Here is a 19,246-nt window from a genome sequence, read left to right as displayed (position 1 = left end):
ACCTAGAGCCTAGGCGAGGGCGTCTGCCAGCCATCGAGGACGGCATCGACGCGGCCAGATATCGGTTCCCGAGCCGCTTTCCGGTCGACGCCGGACATCAGCAGTTCGTCGTAGCCGGTGTCGGCGTGCCGGACCGACGCGACCACAGCGAGAGGAACGGCACCTGGTTCCAGCGCCCGGCCGGCCCCGCTTCGAGCGGATCCTACCGCTACCGCATGCTCGATCGCCTCTGGTTCAGCCAGGATGCCTTGGCGCTCATAGCGCTTTCGTGACCGACTCCAGCGCACCACCACCGCCGAGAGCCCACTGGCCTTCTTGGCGCGTCTGGTCATCGCCGCGTCACCGGAGGGCAGAAATTCCAGGTGCCCGAGGTCTGCGCAGCCCAGACACAGCGGACCCGCGTCCTCCATGAACAACAGGTCGCCGGTGCCCGAACATGAGGTACACGCCCATTCTTTGAGCGCTGAGACCACCCGGAGATCCGGTGGGCGGCTCACGGACGGTTGGCCATCCAACTGCGGTGACGCATGGCGGCCTTGCGGGCCGCTTTGGCAAGTTTCGGGTCCTTGAGGTGGCTACCCAGCATGTCAAGGACCAACACCGTCTCGGGTGTGGCCTGTCGCCACATGTCGTCGAGTAGTCGCAGCGGATCCGGGTCGGCAAGGAAGGCCTCACAAAGTTCATCCGGGTCATCCAGCTCACCCGCGAGGATGTCCACCCGCACCAGTGCATCAACGAAACCGCCGAGCGTGGCGACGTCAGCGCGATCACGCGCCATCAGCCACAACGCTGCATGCCCGGCCACCTGGCTGTCCAGCAACTGGCGGACGAGTGGTTCGGCGGTGTCGAGGTCGAACAGGTCCAGCGCGTGAAAACCCATCACCCGGCGCTTGGCATCGGGCGCCGCAACCAGTGCCGAGCAGATCATCTCGACCCGCTCCACCGTAGATCTTCCCGGCTGCCAGCCGGCCAGCACGGAGTCGTGGGCAACACCGTCCGCCCCGATCAAGGCATCGATGAGTGCTGCGCCGTCGGCATCGGTGAGGTCTTCGGCGCGCCGCAGCGCATACCCGGCCTCGTCGAGATAATCGGGAAGGACGTGACGGCCCAGGGCGGTCAGCACGACCCGGCCACCGCCGTACTCTATGTCGCCGTAGGAATCCGCCGTCTCGATCCGATCCGCCCAGCACAGCACCCCGGCCAGCTCGAGTTTCTCCATTATCCGGGCGATCTTTTTCTGCACCAGGCGGTCGACCAGGTCCGGTGACCAGTGATCCGGCCGATACGGCGCAAGTTGCTGATCCACCACTGATCGGGCCCACTCGACGATGTCGTCGAATGACATCTCGGTGCGATAGCCGAGCAGCGGCGCCAGCCAGTGCACGATCCCGTCGTCAAGCAACTCGTCGAGCAGGTCCAACAGCGAATTCCGGTAGTAGATCCGCGATTTCAACGGGCCAAGCTCCATGATCGCGTCGAACAGCCCGGCCGCGCCCTTTAGTGGCGACCGAGTGCCCCACGCCTTCACCGAGACCAGGCACCGTTTGTGCACCCGGACAGCACCGGCTTGTTTGGCGACGTCGAGGATGAACGTCAGCCGGCTCAGCTCCTCGGTCGACTTCGTCTTGAAGGTCTTGGCGCCGATCTTCGGGTCCATCACGTCGCCGGTGTCCAGCAGCGCGATCAACGCCCGGCCGTCGGCCAGCTTGAGGTTGCCCTTCTGCGTCAACGGCTTGCCGTCCGGACCCAGATACCCGCGCAGCGCGTGAACCTTCACCAGCAAAGGTGCGGCAGTTGCTCCCTCCTCGACCTCGGCGATCGGCGGCGGGACGTACACGAACGGCAGCTCCAATGGCTCGGGCTCCGGTTCGAAGAAGCGGTCCGTGGCCGCCCTGCGCTGCTCGATCGGCAACACGTTGTGCGCATCCATCTGCTGCTGCACAACGGCCTTCAACTCATCCATCGACAGTCCGGACACATCACCGAGACCGGCGAACATCGATTTGGCCATCCCGAAGTTCGCCGGGTCGGCCATCGCATCGCGCATCGCCGGCGCCAGGTCATCGGCGAGCGTCATCAGCCGGGCGGCTCGGTCGGCGCCACCGACCAGCCGCCGGGTGCGGAACAGGAACTCGATGAAGGCGCCGACCGCCCGACATGTACCCGCCGCGCCCTCGGGTGGGGCGCTCAGTTTGCGCGGGCACCACTCCAGCAGGAACTCGGAGATGTCGTCCTCGGTGAACTCGTCGAGCACCCCGGTGGAGTAGCCGTGGCGCCAGTCCAGAAACAGCCCGGCATCGCCGACCAACTCGGCACACTCTGGTTCGGGTCGGTCCAGCCAGCGGACGAATTCGTCGAGCAATGCATCACGGGCCTCGTTGAAGGCGTCCTCATCGTCGGGAGAAAAGCGGAGTCGCATCAGGTCGAGCGTAGTCGCGCGGCTCGTTGGCCGGCGCGAGCGTGCATCAATGTACGACATTTTGGGCGTGTCGCCGCACAGACACGCACCCTCGCGCCAGGGGTGATCCCTACAGGTACTGGCCCAGGTTGGATTCGGTGTCGATGGCCCGCGACGCGCTCGAGCTCTTGCCGGTGACCAGGGTGCGGATGTAGACGATCCGCTCGCCCTTCTTGCCCGAGATCCGCGCCCAGTCATCGGGGTTGGTGGTGTTGGGCAGATCCTCGTTCTCGGCGAACTCGTCGACGATCGAATCCAGCAGATGCTGAATACGCAGGCCGGGCTGGCCGGTCTCCAGCACCGACTTGATGGCGTTCTTCTTCGCCCGGTCGACGACGTTCTGGATCATCGCCCCGGAGTTGAAGTCCTTGAAGTACATGACCTCTTTGTCACCGTTGGCGTAGGTGACCTCCAGGAACCGGTTGTCGTCGATCTCGGCGTACATCCGGTCGACGACCTTCTCGATCATCGCCTTGATGCAGGCCGCGCGGTCCCCGCCGAACTCGGCGAGGTCGTCGGCGTGCACGGGCAGCGTCTCGACCAGGTACTTGGAGAAGATATCCTGTGCCGCTTCGGCATCCGGGCGCTCGATCTTGATCTTGACGTCGAGACGGCCGGGCCGCAGGATCGCCGGGTCGATCATGTCCTCGCGGTTGGAGGCACCGATCACGATGACGTTCTCCAGCCCCTCCACGCCATCGATCTCACTGAGCAGCTGAGGCACGACAGTGGTCTCCACGTCCGAGGAGACACCGGTGCCACGGGTGCGGAAGATCGAGTCCATCTCGTCGAAGAACACGATGACCGGAGTGCCCTCCGAGGCCTTCTCGCGCGCTCGCTGGAAGATCAGCCGGATGTGGCGTTCGGTCTCGCCGACGAACTTGTTCAGCAGCTCGGGGCCCTTGATGTTGAGGAAGTACGACTTGGCCTCGTGGGCGTCGTCGCCGCGGACCTCGGCCATCTTCTTGGCCAGCGAATTGGCCACCGCCTTGGCGATCAGCGTCTTGCCGCAGCCGGGCGGGCCATAGAGCAGCACGCCTTTGGGCGGACGCAGCGCGTATTCGCGGTAGAGGTCCTTGTGCAGGAACGGCAGCTCCACGGCGTCGCGGATCTGCTCGATCTGGCGGGTCAGGCCGCCGATGTCGCCGTAGCTGACGTCGGGCACCTCCTCGAGCACCAGGTCTTCGACCTCGGCCTTGGGGATGCGCTCGAAGGCGTAGCCGGCCTTGGTGTCCACAAGCAGCGAGTCACCGGGGCGCAGCTTGCGGGGGCGCCGATCATCGGCCTGGGCGTCCGGGATGCTCTCGGGCAGATCGTCGGCCACCAGCGGCTCGGCCAGCCAGACGATGCGTTCCTCATCGGCGTGGCCCACCACCAGCGCACGATGGCCATCAGCCAGGATCTCGCGCAGCGTGGATATCTCGCCGACCGATTCGAACCTGCCGGCCTCGACCACCGTCAGCGCCTCATTGAGCCGGACGGTCTGACCCTTCTTGAGGGTCGCGACCTCGATGTTGGGCGAGATGTTGACCCGCATCCGGCGGCCGGAGGTGAACACGTCGACGGTGTCGTCGTCGTGGGTGCCCAGCAGGACTCCGTAGCCGCTCGGCGGCTGTCCCAGCCGGTCGACCTCCTCACGCAGCGCCAGCAACTGTTGGCGCGCATCTTTGAGGGTGTCCATCAACTTGGCGTTGCGGGTGGTCAGCGAGTCGATCTGCGATTCCAGCGCGCGGATGTCGCGGCCGACCCGCGACGTGTCCTGCGGGCCCGTTCTGCTGCCCAACTGCTCGCGCAGCACCGCGGCCTCGCGACGCAAGTCCTCAAGCTCGGCGGCATCGTCGGACTCGGGACGCCCGGGCTCTTCCACAGTGGCCATGTTGCGCTCCTTTCCCCAACTGGAAGTTGAAGCGACGGATACCTCAACGCTACCGGCCATTGTGCATTCGCGGGCGCAGTGGCAGGCCGACACACCGGTTCGCGCTGTTAGCCTGGGTTGCGATTCAGCCGATCGAAAGGAACCCCGTGAGCGTGAAATCCCTAGCCACACGTGTAGCGACCGTCGCCGCCATCGCTGCGGCAGCATCGGCTGTGAGCTGCCTGGCAACCGTCGCTCCGGCTGCCACCGCGGCACCGGTGACGGTGTTTTTCGCTCCGTCCCCCGCAAGCGGGAGGTACCCCCAGCCTCTGGACCCGGCTATCGCCGACGTGCCCGCACCCGAACAGCTGACCGGCGTTCTGAACACCCTGGCCGACCCCAACGTGCCCGCCGTGGGCAAGTCCTACCTGATCGAGGGCGGCCTGGGCGGGGCCGAGGCCGCCATCATGGACCACAAGATGCGCAAGGGCGTCCAGAAGGGCAAGTTCCCGCTGGCGATCAACGTGGCCAACATCGCGCCGGCCGGTCCCGGTGTGGCGACCGCGGACGTCACTGCCTCCGGGCCGACGATGGAGCCGCGCACGGTCAATTTGTCGTTCGTCGACCAGGACGGCTGGAAGCTGTCCCGCAACTCGCTGATGACGCTGTCGCAGATGACGTCCGGCTGATCGGACGTTCCTCGATGTCCCGGCTTCGCCGCGCGTTGACCGCCGTTGTGGCGGCCTTGACGTTGTCGGGTTGCGGGGACGGCGGCTCGGCCGAGCCGGTGGCGCCGCCGCCCTGGACTTCGACCGCGACGACGACTGCCTCGCCGGCCTCCCCCCTACCGGCGCCCGAGGCGCTGGCCGACGTGCTCTACCGGCTGTCCGACGCTGCGGTTCCCGGTGCCGACAAGCTGCCCCTCGTCGAAGGCGCCAAACCCGCCGACGCCGCCATCATCGACAAGTTCTCCACCGCCCTGCGGGACGGCGGATACCTACCACTGAACCTGGAGGTCACCGGCCTGGGATGGTCGGACCGCCACCCCGGCTACGTGACGGCCGATGTCGCGGTCAACACCGCCAACCCCGACACCGCCGGATTCAGCTTCCCGATGGAGTTCAAGCCGACCGGCGAGGCGTGGCAGCTGTCGCAGGACACCGCCAAGACCCTGTTGGCGTTCGGAAACGCCCACACCGAGAGCACCCCCACGCGGTAGCCATGTGGATCGGCTGGCTGGAATTCGACCTGCTGCTCGGTGACGTGCACTCGCTCAAGCAGAAGCGCTCCGTGGTGCGCCCGATCGTCGCGGAGTTGCAACGCAAGTTCACTGTGTCTGCCGCAGAGACGGATTCGACCGATCTGCACCGACGTTCCGGCATCGGGTTGGCCGCCGTCTCCGGTGACCGGGGCCATCTGGTCGAGGTGCTCGACGCCGCCGAGCGCCTGGTGGCCGCACGCCCGGAGGTGGAGCTGCTGTCGGTGCGGCGCGGGTTGAGCCGCAGCGACGACTGAGGTTGGGGCGCAAGCCGTTTTACACCGAGCGTTTGCGTCCCAACCGGGTCGGCGTGACGGTGCCCGGCGCCAGCCGGCGGGCGCATACCAAAAACGCGGTGTGCCCGCGCATCGCGTGCTGGGGCCGCACCGCCAGCCCGACCACGTTCCAGCCGCGCTGCATGGTCTCCCACGACCGCGGCTCGGTCCAGCACTGTTGTTCGCGCAGAGCCTCATTCACCTGGGAGAGCTGAGTGACGGTGGCGACGTAGATCACCAGCACCCCGCCCGGTATCAGCACGCGCGACACGGTGTTGAGCACCTCCCAGGGCGCCAGCATGTCCAGCACCACCCGGTCGATCGAACCGTCCGGCAGATCACTGTCGGCGACATCGCCCATCACCAGCTGCCAGTTGTCCGGCAGCTCACCGTGGAACGTCTCGACGTTGGCGCGGGCGTGCACGGCGTGGTCGTCACGCAGCTCGTAGGAGATCACCCGGCCTTGCGGCCCGACGGCCCGCAGCAGTGAGAGGGTCAGGGCCCCGGACCCGGCGCCGGCTTCGAGCACGCGGGCCCCGGGGAAGATATCGCCCTCGTGGACGATCTGGGCGGAGTCCTTGGGGTAGATCACCTGCGCCCCGCGCGGCATCGACATCACGTAGTCGACCAACAGCGGCCGCAGCACCAGGAACGCATCTCCCTGGGCGGACTTGACCACGCTGCCGTCGGACAGCCCGATCACCTCGTCATGCGGGATGGCTCCGCGATGGGTGTGGAAGTCGCCGCCGGGAACAAGCACCGTGGTGTAGCGGCGGCCCTTGGCGTCGGTGAACTGGGCCCGATCGCCCGCCTGGAAGATCCCCGATTCGGACACAGCCGTCAACCCTACGCAAGGGTGCCCCCGGCCGGGACCCGTAGGGTTCGGCTAATGAACGCCGGCTACTACCGACTGGTCCACCGCAACGACGCCGGCGAGGCGGTATTCGAATCCAGTGAACTGACCGCCAGCGTCTGGGGCCCCGACCTGCAGCATGGCTCTCCCCCGCTGGCACTGCTCACCCGTGAGATCGAGGAGTTGCTCACCGACTCCGGTCAGCGGATCGGCCGGCTGAGCCTGGACATACTGGGTGCGATCCCGGTGGCCCCGGTCAAGGTGCGGGCCTGGGTGCAGCGGCCGGGTCGACGAATCCGCCTGCTGGAGGCCGAGATGCGGGCCGGCGACGACGACCGGCCGGTGGCCCGGCTCAGCGCCTGGGCGTTGGCGATCGGCGACACCGCGGCGGTGAGTACCGACCGGCATCCGCCGCTGATCGAGGGGCCCGCACTACCGCCGCCGGCCTGGTTCGCGCAGAACGCCGGCTACGCCCAATCAGTGCAGTGGCGGGCCCAGCCGGAGTCACGCGACGGCGCCGCGGTGGCCTGGTTGCGCCCGCAGGTGCCGCTGAGCGACGACCGGCCGACCACCGCCCTGCAACGGCTGGCGATGGTGGTGGACTCGGCGAACGGGATCGGCGCGGCCCTGCCGGTGGATCAGTACGTCTTCATGAACACCGACACCGTGGTGCACCTGCACCGGCTGCCCACCGGAGACGAATTCGGTATGCGGGCCCGGGCGTCGATCGGGCCGGACGGCATCGGTGCGACCACCGCCGAACTGTTCGACCACACCGGGTTCATCGGAACCTCGGCGCAGACCCTGCTGGTGCAGAAGCGCTAAAGAGTCACAGCGGGGATCGCAAGCGCGGCGGAGCCTGCGGAGTCGGGCGCCGCGGGTCACCGCCATCGGGCTACAGCACGGCGGTGAACGCCGCGACGGCAAACCCGCCCAGCACCGCGACGCTGTCCTCCAGCAGTGCGATCGGCAGGTCGCGGCCGCCGGTAGCCGCGACCAGACGCTGACGCAGTCCGAGGCCGACCAGCGCGCCGATCACCGCGCCGATCATCGCGGCCCCCAGCGCCGTCCAGGTGTAGTTCCAGGCGGTCCCGAGTACTGCACCGGCGAAGGCGCCCAGCACGATCCGCGCGATGAACTGCACGGCCACGGTGCGCTGCGGGGTCCCCGGCAGCAGGTCGGTGATGAGCTCGATGACCGCCAGCACGGTCAACACGGTGACCGTCGCCGGGTGGCTCAGCCACTGCGCCCAGGTGCCGTCGAGGTTGATCCAGTGCAACGCTGCTGCCCATGCCATCACCATCGGCGCGGTCAGGGCACGCAGTCCGGCGACCGCCCCGATCAGCAGCGCCAGCACCAGCACGAGGAAATGCGTCACTTTTCAGCCTCCTAGGGTCTTCCGGACGCTAACACGCCGATACTGCTCAGAAACGGCAGAACCGGATGTCGGACGCCAGAATCGCCTTGGCCCCGATCGCGGCCAGCGAATCCATGATCGCGTTGACGTCGCGGCGCGGCACCAGCGCCCGCACCGCCACCCAGTCCGGCTCAGCGAGCGGGGCGATGGTCGGCGACTCCAAGCCCGGGGTGATCGCGGCAGCCTGGTCGAGCGCCGCACGTGGACAGTTGTAGTCCAGCATCAGGTACTGCTGGCCGAAAACGACGCCGCGCACCCGGCCGGCCAACTGGTCGCGGGCCGCGGCCGTCTGTTCGCTCCGGCCGTTCGGCTCGGCCGCCTCGATGAGCACCGCCTCCGAATCACACAGTGTCTCACCGAAAGCCACCAGATCGTGCTGACGCAGGGTGCGTCCCGAACCGACGACGTCGGCGATCGCATCGGCCACCCCAAGCTGTATCGAGATCTCCACCGCGCCGTCCAGTCGGATGACATTCGCCTCGATTCCCTTGGCCGCCAGGTCTTTACGAACCAGGTTGGGGTAGGCCGTGGCGATACGCTTGCCGGCAAGGTCGCCGACCGTCCAGTCTCGTCCGGCCGGGGCGGCGTAGCGGAACCGCGACGACCCGAATCCCAACGCCAGCCGTTCGCGCACCGGCGCGGTGGATTCCAGCGCCAGATCGCGGCCGGTGACGCCGAGGTCCAACTCCCCCGACCCGACGTAGATCGCGATGTCCTTGGGCCGCAGGAAGAAGAACTCGACCCTGTTGACCGGGTCGATGACGGTCAGGTCCTTGGCGTCGGTGCGGCTGCGGTAGCCGGCCTCGGACAGTATCTCGGCGGCGGATTCACTGAGCGCCCCCTTGTTGGGGACCGCGATACGCAACATGGTCACAGCTTCCGGTACACGTCGGACAAGGTGAGCCCGCGCGAGAGCATCAGTACCTGGGTCCAATACAGCAGCTGGCTGATCTCCTCGGCCAGCGCGTCGTCGGATTCGTGTTCGGCGGCCAGCCACACCTCGCCGGCTTCCTCCAGGATCTTCTTGCCGATGGTGTGCACCCCGGCGTCCAGCGCGGCCACGGTGGCACTGCCGGCCGGCCGGGCGGCGGCACGCTCACCGAGCTCGGCGAACAGATCCTCGAAGGTCTTCACGGGTAGGGATTGTTGCATGCGGCCGCGACCGGCCGCGAGCGTGCACAGATGTACGCCCGTCACGGCGTGTCGGCGGACAGACACGCACGCTCGCGGAGGGAGGCATGAACGGTGTGCAGATCAGCGACCGACAACCCGACCAGCGAATCCACCTGGCGACGCCGCGGCCCGCCGGGCACCGGCACCGCATTGGGCACCACCAGCACCGGACAGCCCGCAGCGTCGGCCGAGGCAGCCCCGGTCACCGAGTCCTCCACCGCCAGACAGTCGGCCGGCGCATAACCGAGCAGTCCCGCGGCCCGCAGGTAGGGATCCGGCGCGGGTTTGCCGTGCGCCACCTCGTCGCCGCAGACCGACACCGAGAAGTAGTGCCGGCCGATGGTGTTCAGTGCCCGCTCGGCCAACCCTCGCGGGGTGTTGGTCACCAGAGCCATCGGTATCGCCGCGGCGGCCAGCGCGTCGAGCAGCTCCAGGGCGCCGTCGCACCAGGGCAGCCCGGCGTCGAACAACCCGCCGGTGTAGTCGTTGAGCCAGTCCGCCGAGACCGCCATGGCCGCCGGTTCGGGCTCCAGGCCCAGGTCGTCGTAGACGATGCGCATGTTGTTCGCCGCGCTGCCACCCACGGTGGCCGACCGGACCTCCGGCGTCAGCACTCCCCCGAGGTGGTCGTAGAGCGCCTCCATCGCGACGTCCCACAGCTTTTCGGAGTCGACCAGGGTGCCGTCCATGTCCCACAGCACCGCACGAAGCAGCAGGGCTCAGTCCTCCGGGTTGTAGCCGAGGTTGGCGCCCAGCCAGCGCTCGGCTTCGGCAAGGGTCCAGCCCTTGCGCTTCGCGTAATCGGCGACCTGGTCCTGGGCCAACCGGCCGATTACGAAGTACTGCGACTGCGGGTGCGAGAAATACAGGCCGCTCACGGCTGCGCCCGGCCACATCGCCATCGAGTCGGTCAGCTCGATGCGGGTCCGCTCGTGGACGTCCATCAACTTCCAGATGGTCGCTTTCTCGGTGTGCTCCGGGCAGGCCGGGTAACCCGGGGCGGGACGGATGCCCTGGTACTTCTCGGCGATCAGCTCGTCGTTGTCCCAGGTCTCATCGGGCTGGAATCCCCAGAACTCCTTGCGAACCCGCTGGTGCATCCGCTCGGCGAAGGCCTCCGCCAACCGGTCGGCGACCGACTCCAGCAGGATCGCGCTGTAGTCGTCGAGGGCTTCCTTGAACTCCGCGATCTTCTCGCCACTGCCGAGCCCTGCGGTGACGGCGAAGGCACCGATGTAGTCGGCCAGACCGGTTTCCTTGGGAGCGATGAAGTCGCCCAGCGACCGGTTCGGGATACCCGCCCGGTGCGCGCCCTGCTGACGCAGGTTGTGGAACATGGTCAGCACCTCGGTGCGGGTGTCGTCGGTGTAGACCTCGACGTCGTCACCGACGGCGTTGGCGGGGAAGAACCCGATCACCGCGTTGGCCGTCAGCCACTTCTCCTCGATGGCGCGGTCGAGCATCTGCTGGGCGTCGTCGTAGAGCTTGCGGGCGGCCTCGCCCGACGCCGGGTTGTTGAGGATGTCGGGGAAGCGACCCTTCATCTCCCAGGCGTTGAAGAACGGCTGCCAGTCGATGTACTCGCGCAACTCGGCGAGGTCGTAGTCGAGGAATTCTCGAACGCCCAAGCCCTGCACCGGAACCGGCGGTGTGTAGTCGTCCCACTCGATCGGCGTCCGGTTCGCGCGGGCCTTCTCCAGCGGCACCATCGGTCGCTCGTTCTTCTGGGCGTGCCGTTCCCGCAGCGACTGGTAGTCGGCTGCGGTCTGCTCCAGCAGCGCCGGCCGCTGTTTGTCGTCGAGCAGCGCGGCGGCGACCGGGACCGAGCGCGATGCATCCTTCACCCAGATCACCGGACCGCTGCGCCGCGGCGCGATCTTCACCGCCGTGTGAGCGCTCGAGGTGGTCGCGCCGCCGATCAGCAGGGGGATCTGCAGACCTTCGCGTTCCATCTCCGCGGCGAAGCCGGCCATCTCCTCCAGCGACGGGGTGATCAGGCCGGACAGGCCGACCATGTCGGCGTCATACTCGTTGACCGCGGCCAGAATCTTGTCGGCGGGCACCATCACCCCGAGGTCGATGACGGTGTAGTTGTTGCACTGCAACACAACTCCGACGATGTTCTTGCCGATGTCGTGGACGTCGCCCTTGACCGTCGCCATCACGATCGTGCCGTTGGTGTGGTCGCCTTCGCCCGGCTGCTTCTCTGCTTCGATGAACGGCAGCAGGTACGCCACGGACTTCTTCATCACCCGGGCCGACTTGACCACCTGGGGCAGGAACATCTTGCCCGCGCCGAACAGGTCGCCGACGACGTTCATGCCATCCATCAGCGGGCCCTCGATCACCTCGATCGGCCGGCCACCGGCGGCGGAGATCTCAGCCCGCAGTTCCTCGGTGTCCTCGTCGGCGTGGGCGTCGATGCCCTTGACCAGCGCGTGCGTGATCCGCTCGCGCACCGGCAGCGATCGCCACTCGGCCGCCGCGGGATCTTCGCCCTTCTCCGAGGAATTGAACCGTTCGGCGATCTCCAGCAGCCGCTCGGCGGCATCCTCGCGACGGTTCAGCACGACGTCCTCGATGCGCTCCCGCAATTCGGGGTCGATCGAGTCATAGGGCACCAGTGCGCCGGCGTTGACGATGCCCATGTCCAGGCCGGCCTTGATGGCGTGGAACAAGAACACCGCGTGAATCGCCTCGCGGACCGGGTTGTTACCCCGGAACGAGAACGACACGTTCGAGATACCGCCGGAGATGTGCACCCCGGGCAGGTTCTCCTTGATCCACGCGCAGGCCTCGATGAAGTCGATCCCGTAGGTGGCGTGCTCCTCGATGCCGGTCGCCAGCGCGAAGCAGTTCGGGTCGAAGATGATGTCCTCGGCCGGGAAGCCGACCTCCTCGGTCAGGATCCGGTAGGCGCGCCCGCAGATCTCCTTGCGGCGCTCCAGGTTGTCGGCCTGCCCCTGCTCGTCGAAGGCCATCACGACGACGGCGGCACCGTACTTGCGGCACAGCCGTGCCTCGTGGATGAACTTCTCCTCGCCCTCCTTCATGGAGATCGAGTTGACGATCGGCTTGCCCTGCACGTTCTTCAGACCCGCCTCGATGACCTCAAACTTCGAGGAGTCGATCATCACCGGGATGCGGCTGATGTCCGGCTCGGACGCGACCAGTTTGGTGAACCGGTCCATCGCGGCGACGCCGTCGATCATGCCCTCGTCCATGTTGATGTCGATGACCTGCGCACCGACCTCGACCTGCTGCAACGCCACCGACAGCGCGGTGTCGTAGTCCTCGGCCTTGATCAGGTTGCGGAACCGGGCCGAGCCGGTGATGTTGGTGCGCTCACCGATGTTGACGAACAGCGAATCGTCGGTGATGTTGAGCGGCTCCAGGCCCGAAAGCCGAGTCGCGACCTCGATCTTCGGCACCTGGCGCGGCGACTTGCCCTCGACCGCCTCGGCGATTGCGGCGATGTGCCCCGGCGCCGTTCCGCAGCAACCCCCGACCAGGTTGACCAGGCCGGCGTCGGCGAAGTCGGCGATGTAGGAGGCCTGACGATCCGGAGTCTCGTCGTACTCACCGAAGGCATTGGGCAGGCCGGCGTTCGGGTAGCAGGAGATATAGGTGTCGGCGATTCGCGACATCTCGGCAATGTAGGGCCGCATCTCCGGCGCACCCAGGGCACAGTTGAGACCCACCGCGATGGGCTTGGCGTGCCGGATCGAGTTCCAGAACGCCTCGGTGACTTGACCTGACAACGTGCGTCCGGACGCGTCGGTGATGGTGCCGGAGATGATGACCGGCCAGCGGCGCCCACGGTCCTCGAACAGCGTCTCGACGGCGAACACCGCCGCCTTGGAGTTCAGCGAGTCGAAGATCGTCTCGATCAGAAGGATATCGGCACCACCGTCGACCAGGCCGCTGGCAGCCTCAAGATAGGCGGCGACCAGCTGGTCGTAGGAGACGTTGCGGGCTCCGGGGTCGTTGACGTCCGGCGAGATCGACGCGGTCCGGGTCGTCGGCCCGAGTGTCCCGGCCACGTAGCGAGGCTTTTCGGGGGTGCTGAACTCGTCGGCGACCTTGCGCGCCAACGCGGCGCCGGCGTAGTTGAACTCATAGCTCAGATCGGCCATGTCGTAGTCGGCCAGCGAGATCGCGTTCGAGTTGAACGTGTTGGTCTCCAGGATGTCGGCGCCCGCCTCGAGGTACTCGCGGTGGATGCCCTCGATGATCTGCGGCTGCGTCAGGGTGAGCAGGTCGTTGTTGCCCTGCAGCGGGCTCGGCCAGTCGCTGAATCGCTCGCCGCGATAACCGGCCTCGTCCGGCCGGTCACGCTGAATCGCGGTGCCCATCGCGCCGTCGATCACCATGATCCGCCGGCCCAGAGCAGCCGTCAGTTCGTCGGTGCAGTCGGGCCGGATGTTGGGCTCAAAGGTATTCACGCGGGCTCCTTCCGTGACGGAAGGCGTCCTTAACTCTGTCGAGCGTGGCGGCCACCGGCACAGACCGGTTAACCGTTGCAACGCCTCTCGACCCGAAAGAGTCTACGTCGTCCTCCGACATAACTACGAATGCCCCGATCACGATGCCGACTCGGCCGGTCCGGTGAGGCCCGCGACCATGGCGCACGCCGTAGGCTGATGCCGTGACCCGACCGGATGACGGCACTGCGCTGCCCGACCTGCACGACACCATCGTGGTGGCGGCGTTCGAGGGCTGGAACGACGCCGGCGATGCCGCCAGCGACGCGCTGGCGCACCTCAACCGCATCTGGGAGGCCAAGCTGATCGTCGACATCGACGACGAAGCCTTCTACGACTACCAGGTGAACCGGCCGGTGATCCGCCAGCTCGACGGCGTGACCCGCGAGCTGGTGTGGCCGTCGATGCGGATTTCGCACGCCCGCCCGCCCGGCAGCGACCGCGACATCGTGCTGATGCACGGCGTGGAGCCCAACATGCGCTGGCGGACGTTCTGCGCCGAGCTGCTGGCGGTCATCGAACACCTCGACGTGGACACGGTGGTGATCCTGGGCGCCCTGCTGGCCGACACCCCGCACACCCGGCCGGTGCCGGTCTCGGGTGCGGCCTACTCCGCGGAGTCGGCGACCCGATTCGGGCTGACCGAGACCCGCTACGAGGGCCCGACCGGCATCACCGGGGTGTTCCAGGACGCCTGTGTGGCCGCGGGCATTCCGGCGGTGACGTTCTGGGCGGCGGTACCGCACTACGTCTCCCAGCCGCCCAACCCCAAGGCCACCGTCGCGCTGCTGCAGCGCGTCGAGGACGTGCTCGACGTCGAGGTGCCCCTCGGTGACCTGCCGGCCCAGGCCGAGGAATGGGAGCTGGCGGTCTCGGAGATGGCCAGCGAGGACGACGAGATCGCGGAATACGTGGCCTCACTGGAGGAACGCGGCGACGCCGAGGTGGACATGACCGAGGCGCTGAACAAGATCGACGGCGACGCACTGGCCGCGGAGTTCGAGCGCTACCTGCGGCGGCGCCGGCGCTGAGTCGGGCTAATTCTCCAGCGTCTCGTTGTAGGCGCTGGTGGAGCGGCCCAGCGCGGCGACCTCGGCGTCCATCCGCGGCACGATGGTGGCCGCGCCCTTGACGAACGGTGCTTCCACCGCCCGCAGCGTCAGCACCGGCTTGAGCCAGCGGAACACGCCCACCCAGCCCGGGCAGTAGACCCGGCGGCGGCGGCCCTCGATGCCCTTGACGAAAGCGTCCACACACTTGTCGACCGAGGTGGTCTTGTTCAGCGGCCACGGAAGCTTGCCCAGCATCTCGTCGAAGGCCCCCAGATCGGCCTTGCTGTCGCGAACCAGCGGGGTGTCGATCCAGGCCATATGCGCCGACCCGACCTCCACACCCAGGTAGGCGACTTCCTGGCGCAGCGCACTGGCGAAGTGCTCGACCCCGGCCTTGGCCACGTCGTAGGACGCCATGCCGGCCAGCGGACTGAACGCTGCCAGCGAAGACACCACCAGCACGTAGCCGCGGCGCTCGATGACCGACGGCAGCGCGGCACGCACGGTGTTGAACACCCCCATCACGTCGACGTCGATGACCCGCTTGAACGTCTCGGGATCCACGTTGAGCACCGACCCGTAGCTGGCGATTCCGGCGTTGGCCACCACGGTGTCGATGCCGCCGAAACGCTCGGTGGCCTGTGCGGTCACCTTCTGCATGGCGCCCAGATCGCGCACGTCGGCGACGGCGGTCAGCACCCGGTCACCAAGGTCGGCGGCCAGCTTGTCGAGGCCCGCCTGGTCCAGGTCGGTCAGGACCAGCGAGGCGCCCCGGGAGTGCAGGCGACGAGCCAGCTGCTCGCCGATACCGTGCGCACCGCCGGTGATGAAGACCACCTGGGAATTGATCGGAGTCATGGGACGAAACGCTACAGCGTCACACCCAATAGGGCATCGACCGCGGTGGCCACCAGCGCGGGTGCGGCGGCATCGTGGCCGCCGTACTCCAGTGCGTCGGTGGTCCAGCCGTCCAGGGCGGCCAGCGCCTTGACGGTGTCGAGGTCATCGGCAAGGTAGCGGCGCAGCCGTGCGATCACGTCCTCGGCGTCGGGGCCGGCCGAAAGCTTCGTGGCGGCACGCCAGCGGTCCAGTCGGACGACTGCCTCATCCAGGGTGGCGTCGTCCCAAAACCGGTCAGTGCGGTAGTGCCCGGCCAGCAGACCCAACCGGATGGCGGCCGGTTCCACGCCCTGCTCGCGCAGCTTGGAGACCAGCACCAGGTTGCCGCGGCTCTTGGACATCTTGTGCCCGTCCCATCCGATCATCCCGGCGTGCACATAGTGCCGGGCGAAACGCCTTTCGCCGGTGAGGGATTCGGCGTGCGCGGCGGAGAACTCGTGATGCGGGAAGACCAGATCGGACCCGCCGCCCTGGATGTCGAGCCCGGTGCCGATGTGGCTCAGCGCGATCGCGGCACACTCGACATGCCAACCCGGCCGCCCGTCGCCGAACGGTGACGGCCAGCTAGGTTCGCCCGGCCGGGCGCCCCGCCACAGCAGCGCGTCGAGCGGGTCGGTCTTGCCGGCCCGGTCCGGGTCGCCGCCGCGCTCGGCGAACAACTCCAGCATGGTCGCGCGGTCGAAGCCGGACTCGTAACCGAACTGCTCGGTGGCGTCGGCGCGGTAGTAGACGTCGGCGTACTCGCCCTCGACCACGTAGGCGATGCCGGCGGCGAGCAGCTTCTCGACCACCTCGATCACCTCGGCGATGGCCTCGGTGGCCGCCACATAGTGCTGCGGCGGCAGCACCCGCAGCGCCGTCATGTCCGCACCGAACAGCTCGACCTGGTCGGCGGCCAGGCGCTGCCACGCAACGCCGTCCCGGGCGGCGCGCTCCAGCAGCGGGTCGTCGACGTCGGTGACGTTCTGCACGTAATTCACCTGATGTCCGGCGTCGAGCCAGAGCCGATGGATCAGGTCGAACACCAGGTAGGTGGCGGCGTGGCCGAGATGGGTGGCGTCATAGGGCGTGATGCCGCAGACGTACATGGTGGCCGTCGGGCCCGGGGACACCGGGCGCACCTGACGGTCGGCGGTGTCGTACAGACGCAGCGCCGGGCCGCGCCCGGGCAGGGTCGGAACGGCCGGCGCGGACCACGATTGCATGCCCACGACTGTAAGGCCCCCTCTAAAAGAGCGTCCGCCGGACCGCGTCCAGCAGCGTCGGCGCCACCTCGGGACGGCACATCAGCAGGTCGGGCAGATAGGGATCGGGCCGGTTGTAGCGCAGCGGCGAGCCGTCCAGTCGGGTGGCATGCATGCCCGCTGCCCGCACCACCCCGCCCGGAGCAGCCGAATCCCACTCCCACTGGCCGCCGGCGTGCAGGTAAGCGTCCACGTCGCCGCGCACCACCGCCATCGCCTTGGCGCCCGCCGAACCCATCAGCACCGGTTCGACGTCCACCACCTCGCGGATGAGCCGCACCACCGCGGGCATCCGGCTGGCGCTGACCGCAACCCGGATGGGACGCCCGTCATCGTCGGGCACGGTGGGGGCGGTGACGGTGTCGCTGCGGAAGACGACGTTGCTCCGATTGTTGTAGGCCGGCAGGGACACCGCGGCGTCGGTGATGGCACCGGCATCGCCGCTGTCGCGCTGCCACAACGCGACGTGCACCGCCCAGTCGTCACGTCCCCGGGTGGTGAATTCGCGGGTGCCGTCCAGCGGGTCGACGATCCACACCCGGTCGGCGTGCAGCCGAGCCAGGTCGTCGGGTGACTCCTCGCTGAGCACCGCGTCGCCGGGGCGGGCGTCGCGCAGGCCGTCGAGGATCAGGCGGTTGGCGCGGCCGTCACCGGCGTCACCGAGGTGCCACGGCTGGGAGAAACCCACCTCGTCACGGACCGCCAGCAACAGCTTGCCCGCCTCGACGGCGAGTTCGGCGGCCAGCGCCGCGTCGGTCAACGTCACGTCTGGCAGTATCCCCGCCGCGCTCAGAGTTGCTGCGCGCCGGGCTCCAACAGTCGTTTGGGGTGCATTCCGTCGACCTGGCCGATGAACGGCGGGTGGATGCTGTAGCCGAGCATCCGGCGAATGTCCTCGGAGACGACGCGCACGGTGTCGCGTGTCATGGAGAGGGTGAACGCCTCCTGCGGGCGCAGCCAGGGCTCACAGTATTGAGCGGTCACGGCCAGCCGGTCCTGCTGTGACCGGTTCGCGCCCCCGCCGTGCCACAGGGTGCCGGGGAAGAATACGCACGATCCGGCGTTCATCACCACCGGTTCGCGGTCGGCGTCGGCGGGCTCGCGGTCTCCCCACTGGTGGCTGCCGGGCAGGATGTCGGTGGCGCCGTTGTCGCCGGTGAAGTCGTCGATGGCCCAGATCGTGGCCGCCCCCAACGCTTTTCGCGGCCTCGGCAACGGATAGAAACCGTCGTCGGTGTGCAGCATCTGAGCCTGCTCACCGGGCTCGATGTTGATCACCTGCAACATCGACAGCAGGTAGTTGGGCATGAAGAGGCGGTCCAGCAGCGCCAGCACCCGGGGGTGATCAACGATACCGTCACACGCGCGGGTCTTGTTGAGCACGCTGTAGACCCGTTGCGTCGCACGCCCTTCGAACCCGTTGCGTCCGGTCTTGTCCAACAGCGGGGTGACGCTCGCGCGAATCTCCGCCAGCTCGGCAACGCTGAGCAGATCGGGCAGGATGACATATCCGTCGCGCTCTACGGCGGCCAGATCCGCGGCGACGACGTCGGGGTCAACGCTTGCGCCGGCGCTCGCCGTGCGCCGATAGGTACCGGCCAGGTCCTTGTCCAGCAGATCGGCGTGCGACGTCACTTCCACGGCCACCGAAACACCTCGATCACGAAATAACATAACTGATTTCTGTTATTGTCGGATTGTGGCACGAGCTCCGATCGGGCGTCAACAGTTGCTCGACGCGGCCCGCGACGAATTGATCGACGCCGGAGGGATATTGGAGCTCGGCGCACTCACCCGGCGGGCCGGGCTCAGCACCGGCGCCCTGTACCACCACTTCGGCTCCAAGGCCGGCCTGCTCGCCGCCGTCTACGACGGCTTCTTCACCGGGCTGCGCAACGCGACCGCCGACGCACACCTGCCCGATGCCGACTGGGGCGACCGGGAACGCGAGCGCACCCGATGCTTCGTCGCCTACCACTTCCAGAACCCGTTGGCGGGCATCCTGCTCACCCGCGTCGCGCTGGACCCCCAGCTCAGCGAACTCGAGGCCGTCTACATCCAGAACATGAGCGACGACGCCGCCGCAAACATCCGCCGCGGCCAAGACCTCGGCCAACTGCCGGCGGACATCGACCCCGACAGCGCCGGCGCCTACGTGATCGGCGGCCTGCGCCTCGGGGTCGCCCAACAGCTGAGGGCCGCCCCGCGCCCCGACCCCGGCCAGGTCGCCGAACGGCTGTGGCGACTGACCGCCGGCACCCTGGGCATCGCCTGACG

19 protein-coding genes are annotated in these 19,246 nt (G+C 67.8%); 6 read left to right on the top strand and 13 right to left on the bottom strand.

What is annotated here, in order from left to right; genetic code table 11:
- Positions 1-2 precede the first annotated feature (2 nt).
- The 3 genes from K6T84_RS11210 to arc all read right to left on the bottom strand — a co-directional run bounded on the left by K6T84_RS11210 (position 3) and on the right by arc (position 4,334).
- Positions 3-497, bottom strand: coding sequence for a DUF2293 domain-containing protein (locus K6T84_RS11210; RefSeq protein WP_225400222.1), 495 nt, complete (start codon positions 495-497; stop codon positions 3-5).
- A complete protein-coding gene (locus K6T84_RS11205) occupies positions 494-2,419 on the bottom strand; it encodes a hypothetical protein (protein WP_224865468.1) in 1,926 nt (641 codons plus the stop codon). Before K6T84_RS11205 ends, K6T84_RS11210 begins: the two co-directional genes overlap by 4 nt.
- A 109-nt stretch (positions 2,420-2,528) precedes the next feature.
- Positions 2,529-4,334, bottom strand: coding sequence for a proteasome ATPase (arc, locus tag K6T84_RS11200; RefSeq protein WP_224865467.1), 1,806 nt, complete (start codon positions 4,332-4,334; stop codon positions 2,529-2,531).
- A gap of 146 nt (positions 4,335-4,480) precedes the next feature.
- On the opposite strand from arc, the gene K6T84_RS23985 reads away from it, so the two are divergent.
- From K6T84_RS23985 to K6T84_RS11185, 3 genes are read left to right on the top strand one after another with little or no spacing between them, the layout of a single operon-like run.
- Entirely contained in the window at positions 4,481-5,002 is a 522-nt protein-coding gene (locus K6T84_RS23985) for an MTB12 family secreted protein (protein ID WP_526025539.1), read from the top strand.
- A gap of 14 nt (positions 5,003-5,016) precedes the next feature.
- On the top strand, positions 5,017-5,532 hold the full coding sequence (gene lppK, locus K6T84_RS11190; protein WP_224865465.1) for a lipoprotein LppK: 516 nt from the start codon (positions 5,017-5,019) through the stop codon (positions 5,530-5,532).
- Between the two features lie 2 nt (positions 5,533-5,534).
- The gene (locus K6T84_RS11185; protein WP_224865464.1) at positions 5,535-5,828 is read left to right on the top strand and encodes a DUF503 domain-containing protein; all 294 of its coding nucleotides are present in this window, start codon (positions 5,535-5,537) and stop codon (positions 5,826-5,828) included.
- 19 nt (positions 5,829-5,847) lie between these two features.
- On the opposite strand, the gene K6T84_RS11180 is transcribed toward K6T84_RS11185, so the two are convergent.
- Complete coding sequence (locus tag K6T84_RS11180) at positions 5,848-6,681, bottom strand: tRNA (adenine-N1)-methyltransferase (RefSeq protein WP_224865463.1); 834 nt, start codon at positions 6,679-6,681, stop codon at positions 5,848-5,850.
- A 54-nt stretch (positions 6,682-6,735) separates the two neighbouring features.
- Between K6T84_RS11180 and K6T84_RS11175 the strand changes: the two genes are divergently transcribed.
- A complete protein-coding gene (locus K6T84_RS11175) occupies positions 6,736-7,524 on the top strand; it encodes a thioesterase family protein (protein ID WP_224865462.1) in 789 nt (262 codons plus the stop codon).
- Positions 7,525-7,594: 70 nt separating this feature from the next.
- On the opposite strand, the gene K6T84_RS11170 is transcribed toward K6T84_RS11175, so the two are convergent.
- The 5 genes from K6T84_RS11170 to metH are packed head-to-tail and all read right to left on the bottom strand — an operon-like array spanning position 7,595 to position 13,734.
- Entirely contained in the window at positions 7,595-8,077 is a 483-nt protein-coding gene (locus K6T84_RS11170; RefSeq protein WP_224865461.1) for a DUF4126 family protein, read from the bottom strand.
- A gap of 46 nt (positions 8,078-8,123) precedes the next feature.
- On the bottom strand, positions 8,124-8,984 hold the full coding sequence (hisG, locus tag K6T84_RS11165) for an ATP phosphoribosyltransferase (RefSeq protein ID WP_224865460.1): 861 nt from the start codon (positions 8,982-8,984) through the stop codon (positions 8,124-8,126).
- 2 nt (positions 8,985-8,986) lie between these two features.
- Positions 8,987-9,268 (bottom strand): phosphoribosyl-ATP diphosphatase, encoded by a 282-nt coding sequence (locus K6T84_RS11160; RefSeq protein WP_225400223.1) that lies wholly within the window; start codon positions 9,266-9,268, stop codon positions 8,987-8,989.
- 41 nt (positions 9,269-9,309) lie between these two features.
- The gene (locus K6T84_RS11155) at positions 9,310-10,002 is read right to left on the bottom strand and encodes an HAD family hydrolase (protein ID WP_224865761.1); all 693 of its coding nucleotides are present in this window, start codon (positions 10,000-10,002) and stop codon (positions 9,310-9,312) included.
- 6 nt (positions 10,003-10,008) lie between these two features.
- On the bottom strand, positions 10,009-13,734 hold the full coding sequence (gene metH, locus K6T84_RS11150) for a methionine synthase (RefSeq protein WP_224865458.1): 3,726 nt from the start codon (positions 13,732-13,734) through the stop codon (positions 10,009-10,011).
- Between the two features lie 203 nt (positions 13,735-13,937).
- Here metH and K6T84_RS11145 point away from each other — a divergent pair, with 203 nt between their 5' ends.
- On the top strand, positions 13,938-14,804 hold the full coding sequence (locus tag K6T84_RS11145; protein ID WP_225400224.1) for a PAC2 family protein: 867 nt from the start codon (positions 13,938-13,940) through the stop codon (positions 14,802-14,804).
- Between the two features lie 6 nt (positions 14,805-14,810).
- Here K6T84_RS11145 and K6T84_RS11140 read toward each other — a convergent pair whose 3' ends face one another.
- From K6T84_RS11140 to K6T84_RS11125, 4 genes are read right to left on the bottom strand one after another with little or no spacing between them, the layout of a single operon-like run.
- The gene (locus K6T84_RS11140; RefSeq protein ID WP_225400225.1) at positions 14,811-15,683 is read right to left on the bottom strand and encodes an SDR family oxidoreductase; all 873 of its coding nucleotides are present in this window, start codon (positions 15,681-15,683) and stop codon (positions 14,811-14,813) included.
- Positions 15,684-15,694: 11 nt separating this feature from the next.
- Positions 15,695-16,930, bottom strand: coding sequence for a cysteine--1-D-myo-inosityl 2-amino-2-deoxy-alpha-D-glucopyranoside ligase (gene mshC, locus K6T84_RS11135; protein ID WP_224865455.1), 1,236 nt, complete (start codon positions 16,928-16,930; stop codon positions 15,695-15,697).
- Between the two features lie 22 nt (positions 16,931-16,952).
- On the bottom strand, positions 16,953-17,735 hold the full coding sequence (locus K6T84_RS11130; RefSeq protein WP_304621264.1) for a 3'(2'),5'-bisphosphate nucleotidase CysQ: 783 nt from the start codon (positions 17,733-17,735) through the stop codon (positions 16,953-16,955).
- 23 nt (positions 17,736-17,758) lie between these two features.
- The gene (locus K6T84_RS11125; RefSeq protein WP_224865454.1) at positions 17,759-18,616 is read right to left on the bottom strand and encodes a phytanoyl-CoA dioxygenase family protein; all 858 of its coding nucleotides are present in this window, start codon (positions 18,614-18,616) and stop codon (positions 17,759-17,761) included.
- A gap of 52 nt (positions 18,617-18,668) precedes the next feature.
- On the opposite strand from K6T84_RS11125, the gene K6T84_RS11120 reads away from it, so the two are divergent.
- The gene (locus K6T84_RS11120; protein WP_224865453.1) at positions 18,669-19,244 is read left to right on the top strand and encodes a TetR/AcrR family transcriptional regulator; all 576 of its coding nucleotides are present in this window, start codon (positions 18,669-18,671) and stop codon (positions 19,242-19,244) included.
- The last annotated feature ends 2 nt before the right edge of the window (positions 19,245-19,246 follow it).

This window comes from Mycobacterium zoologicum (assembly GCF_020181635.2).
In the GTDB taxonomy this organism is placed as follows: Bacteria; Actinomycetota; Actinomycetes; order Mycobacteriales; family Mycobacteriaceae; genus Mycobacterium; species Mycobacterium zoologicum.
This window is presented reverse-complemented; position numbering and strand designations above follow the sequence as displayed.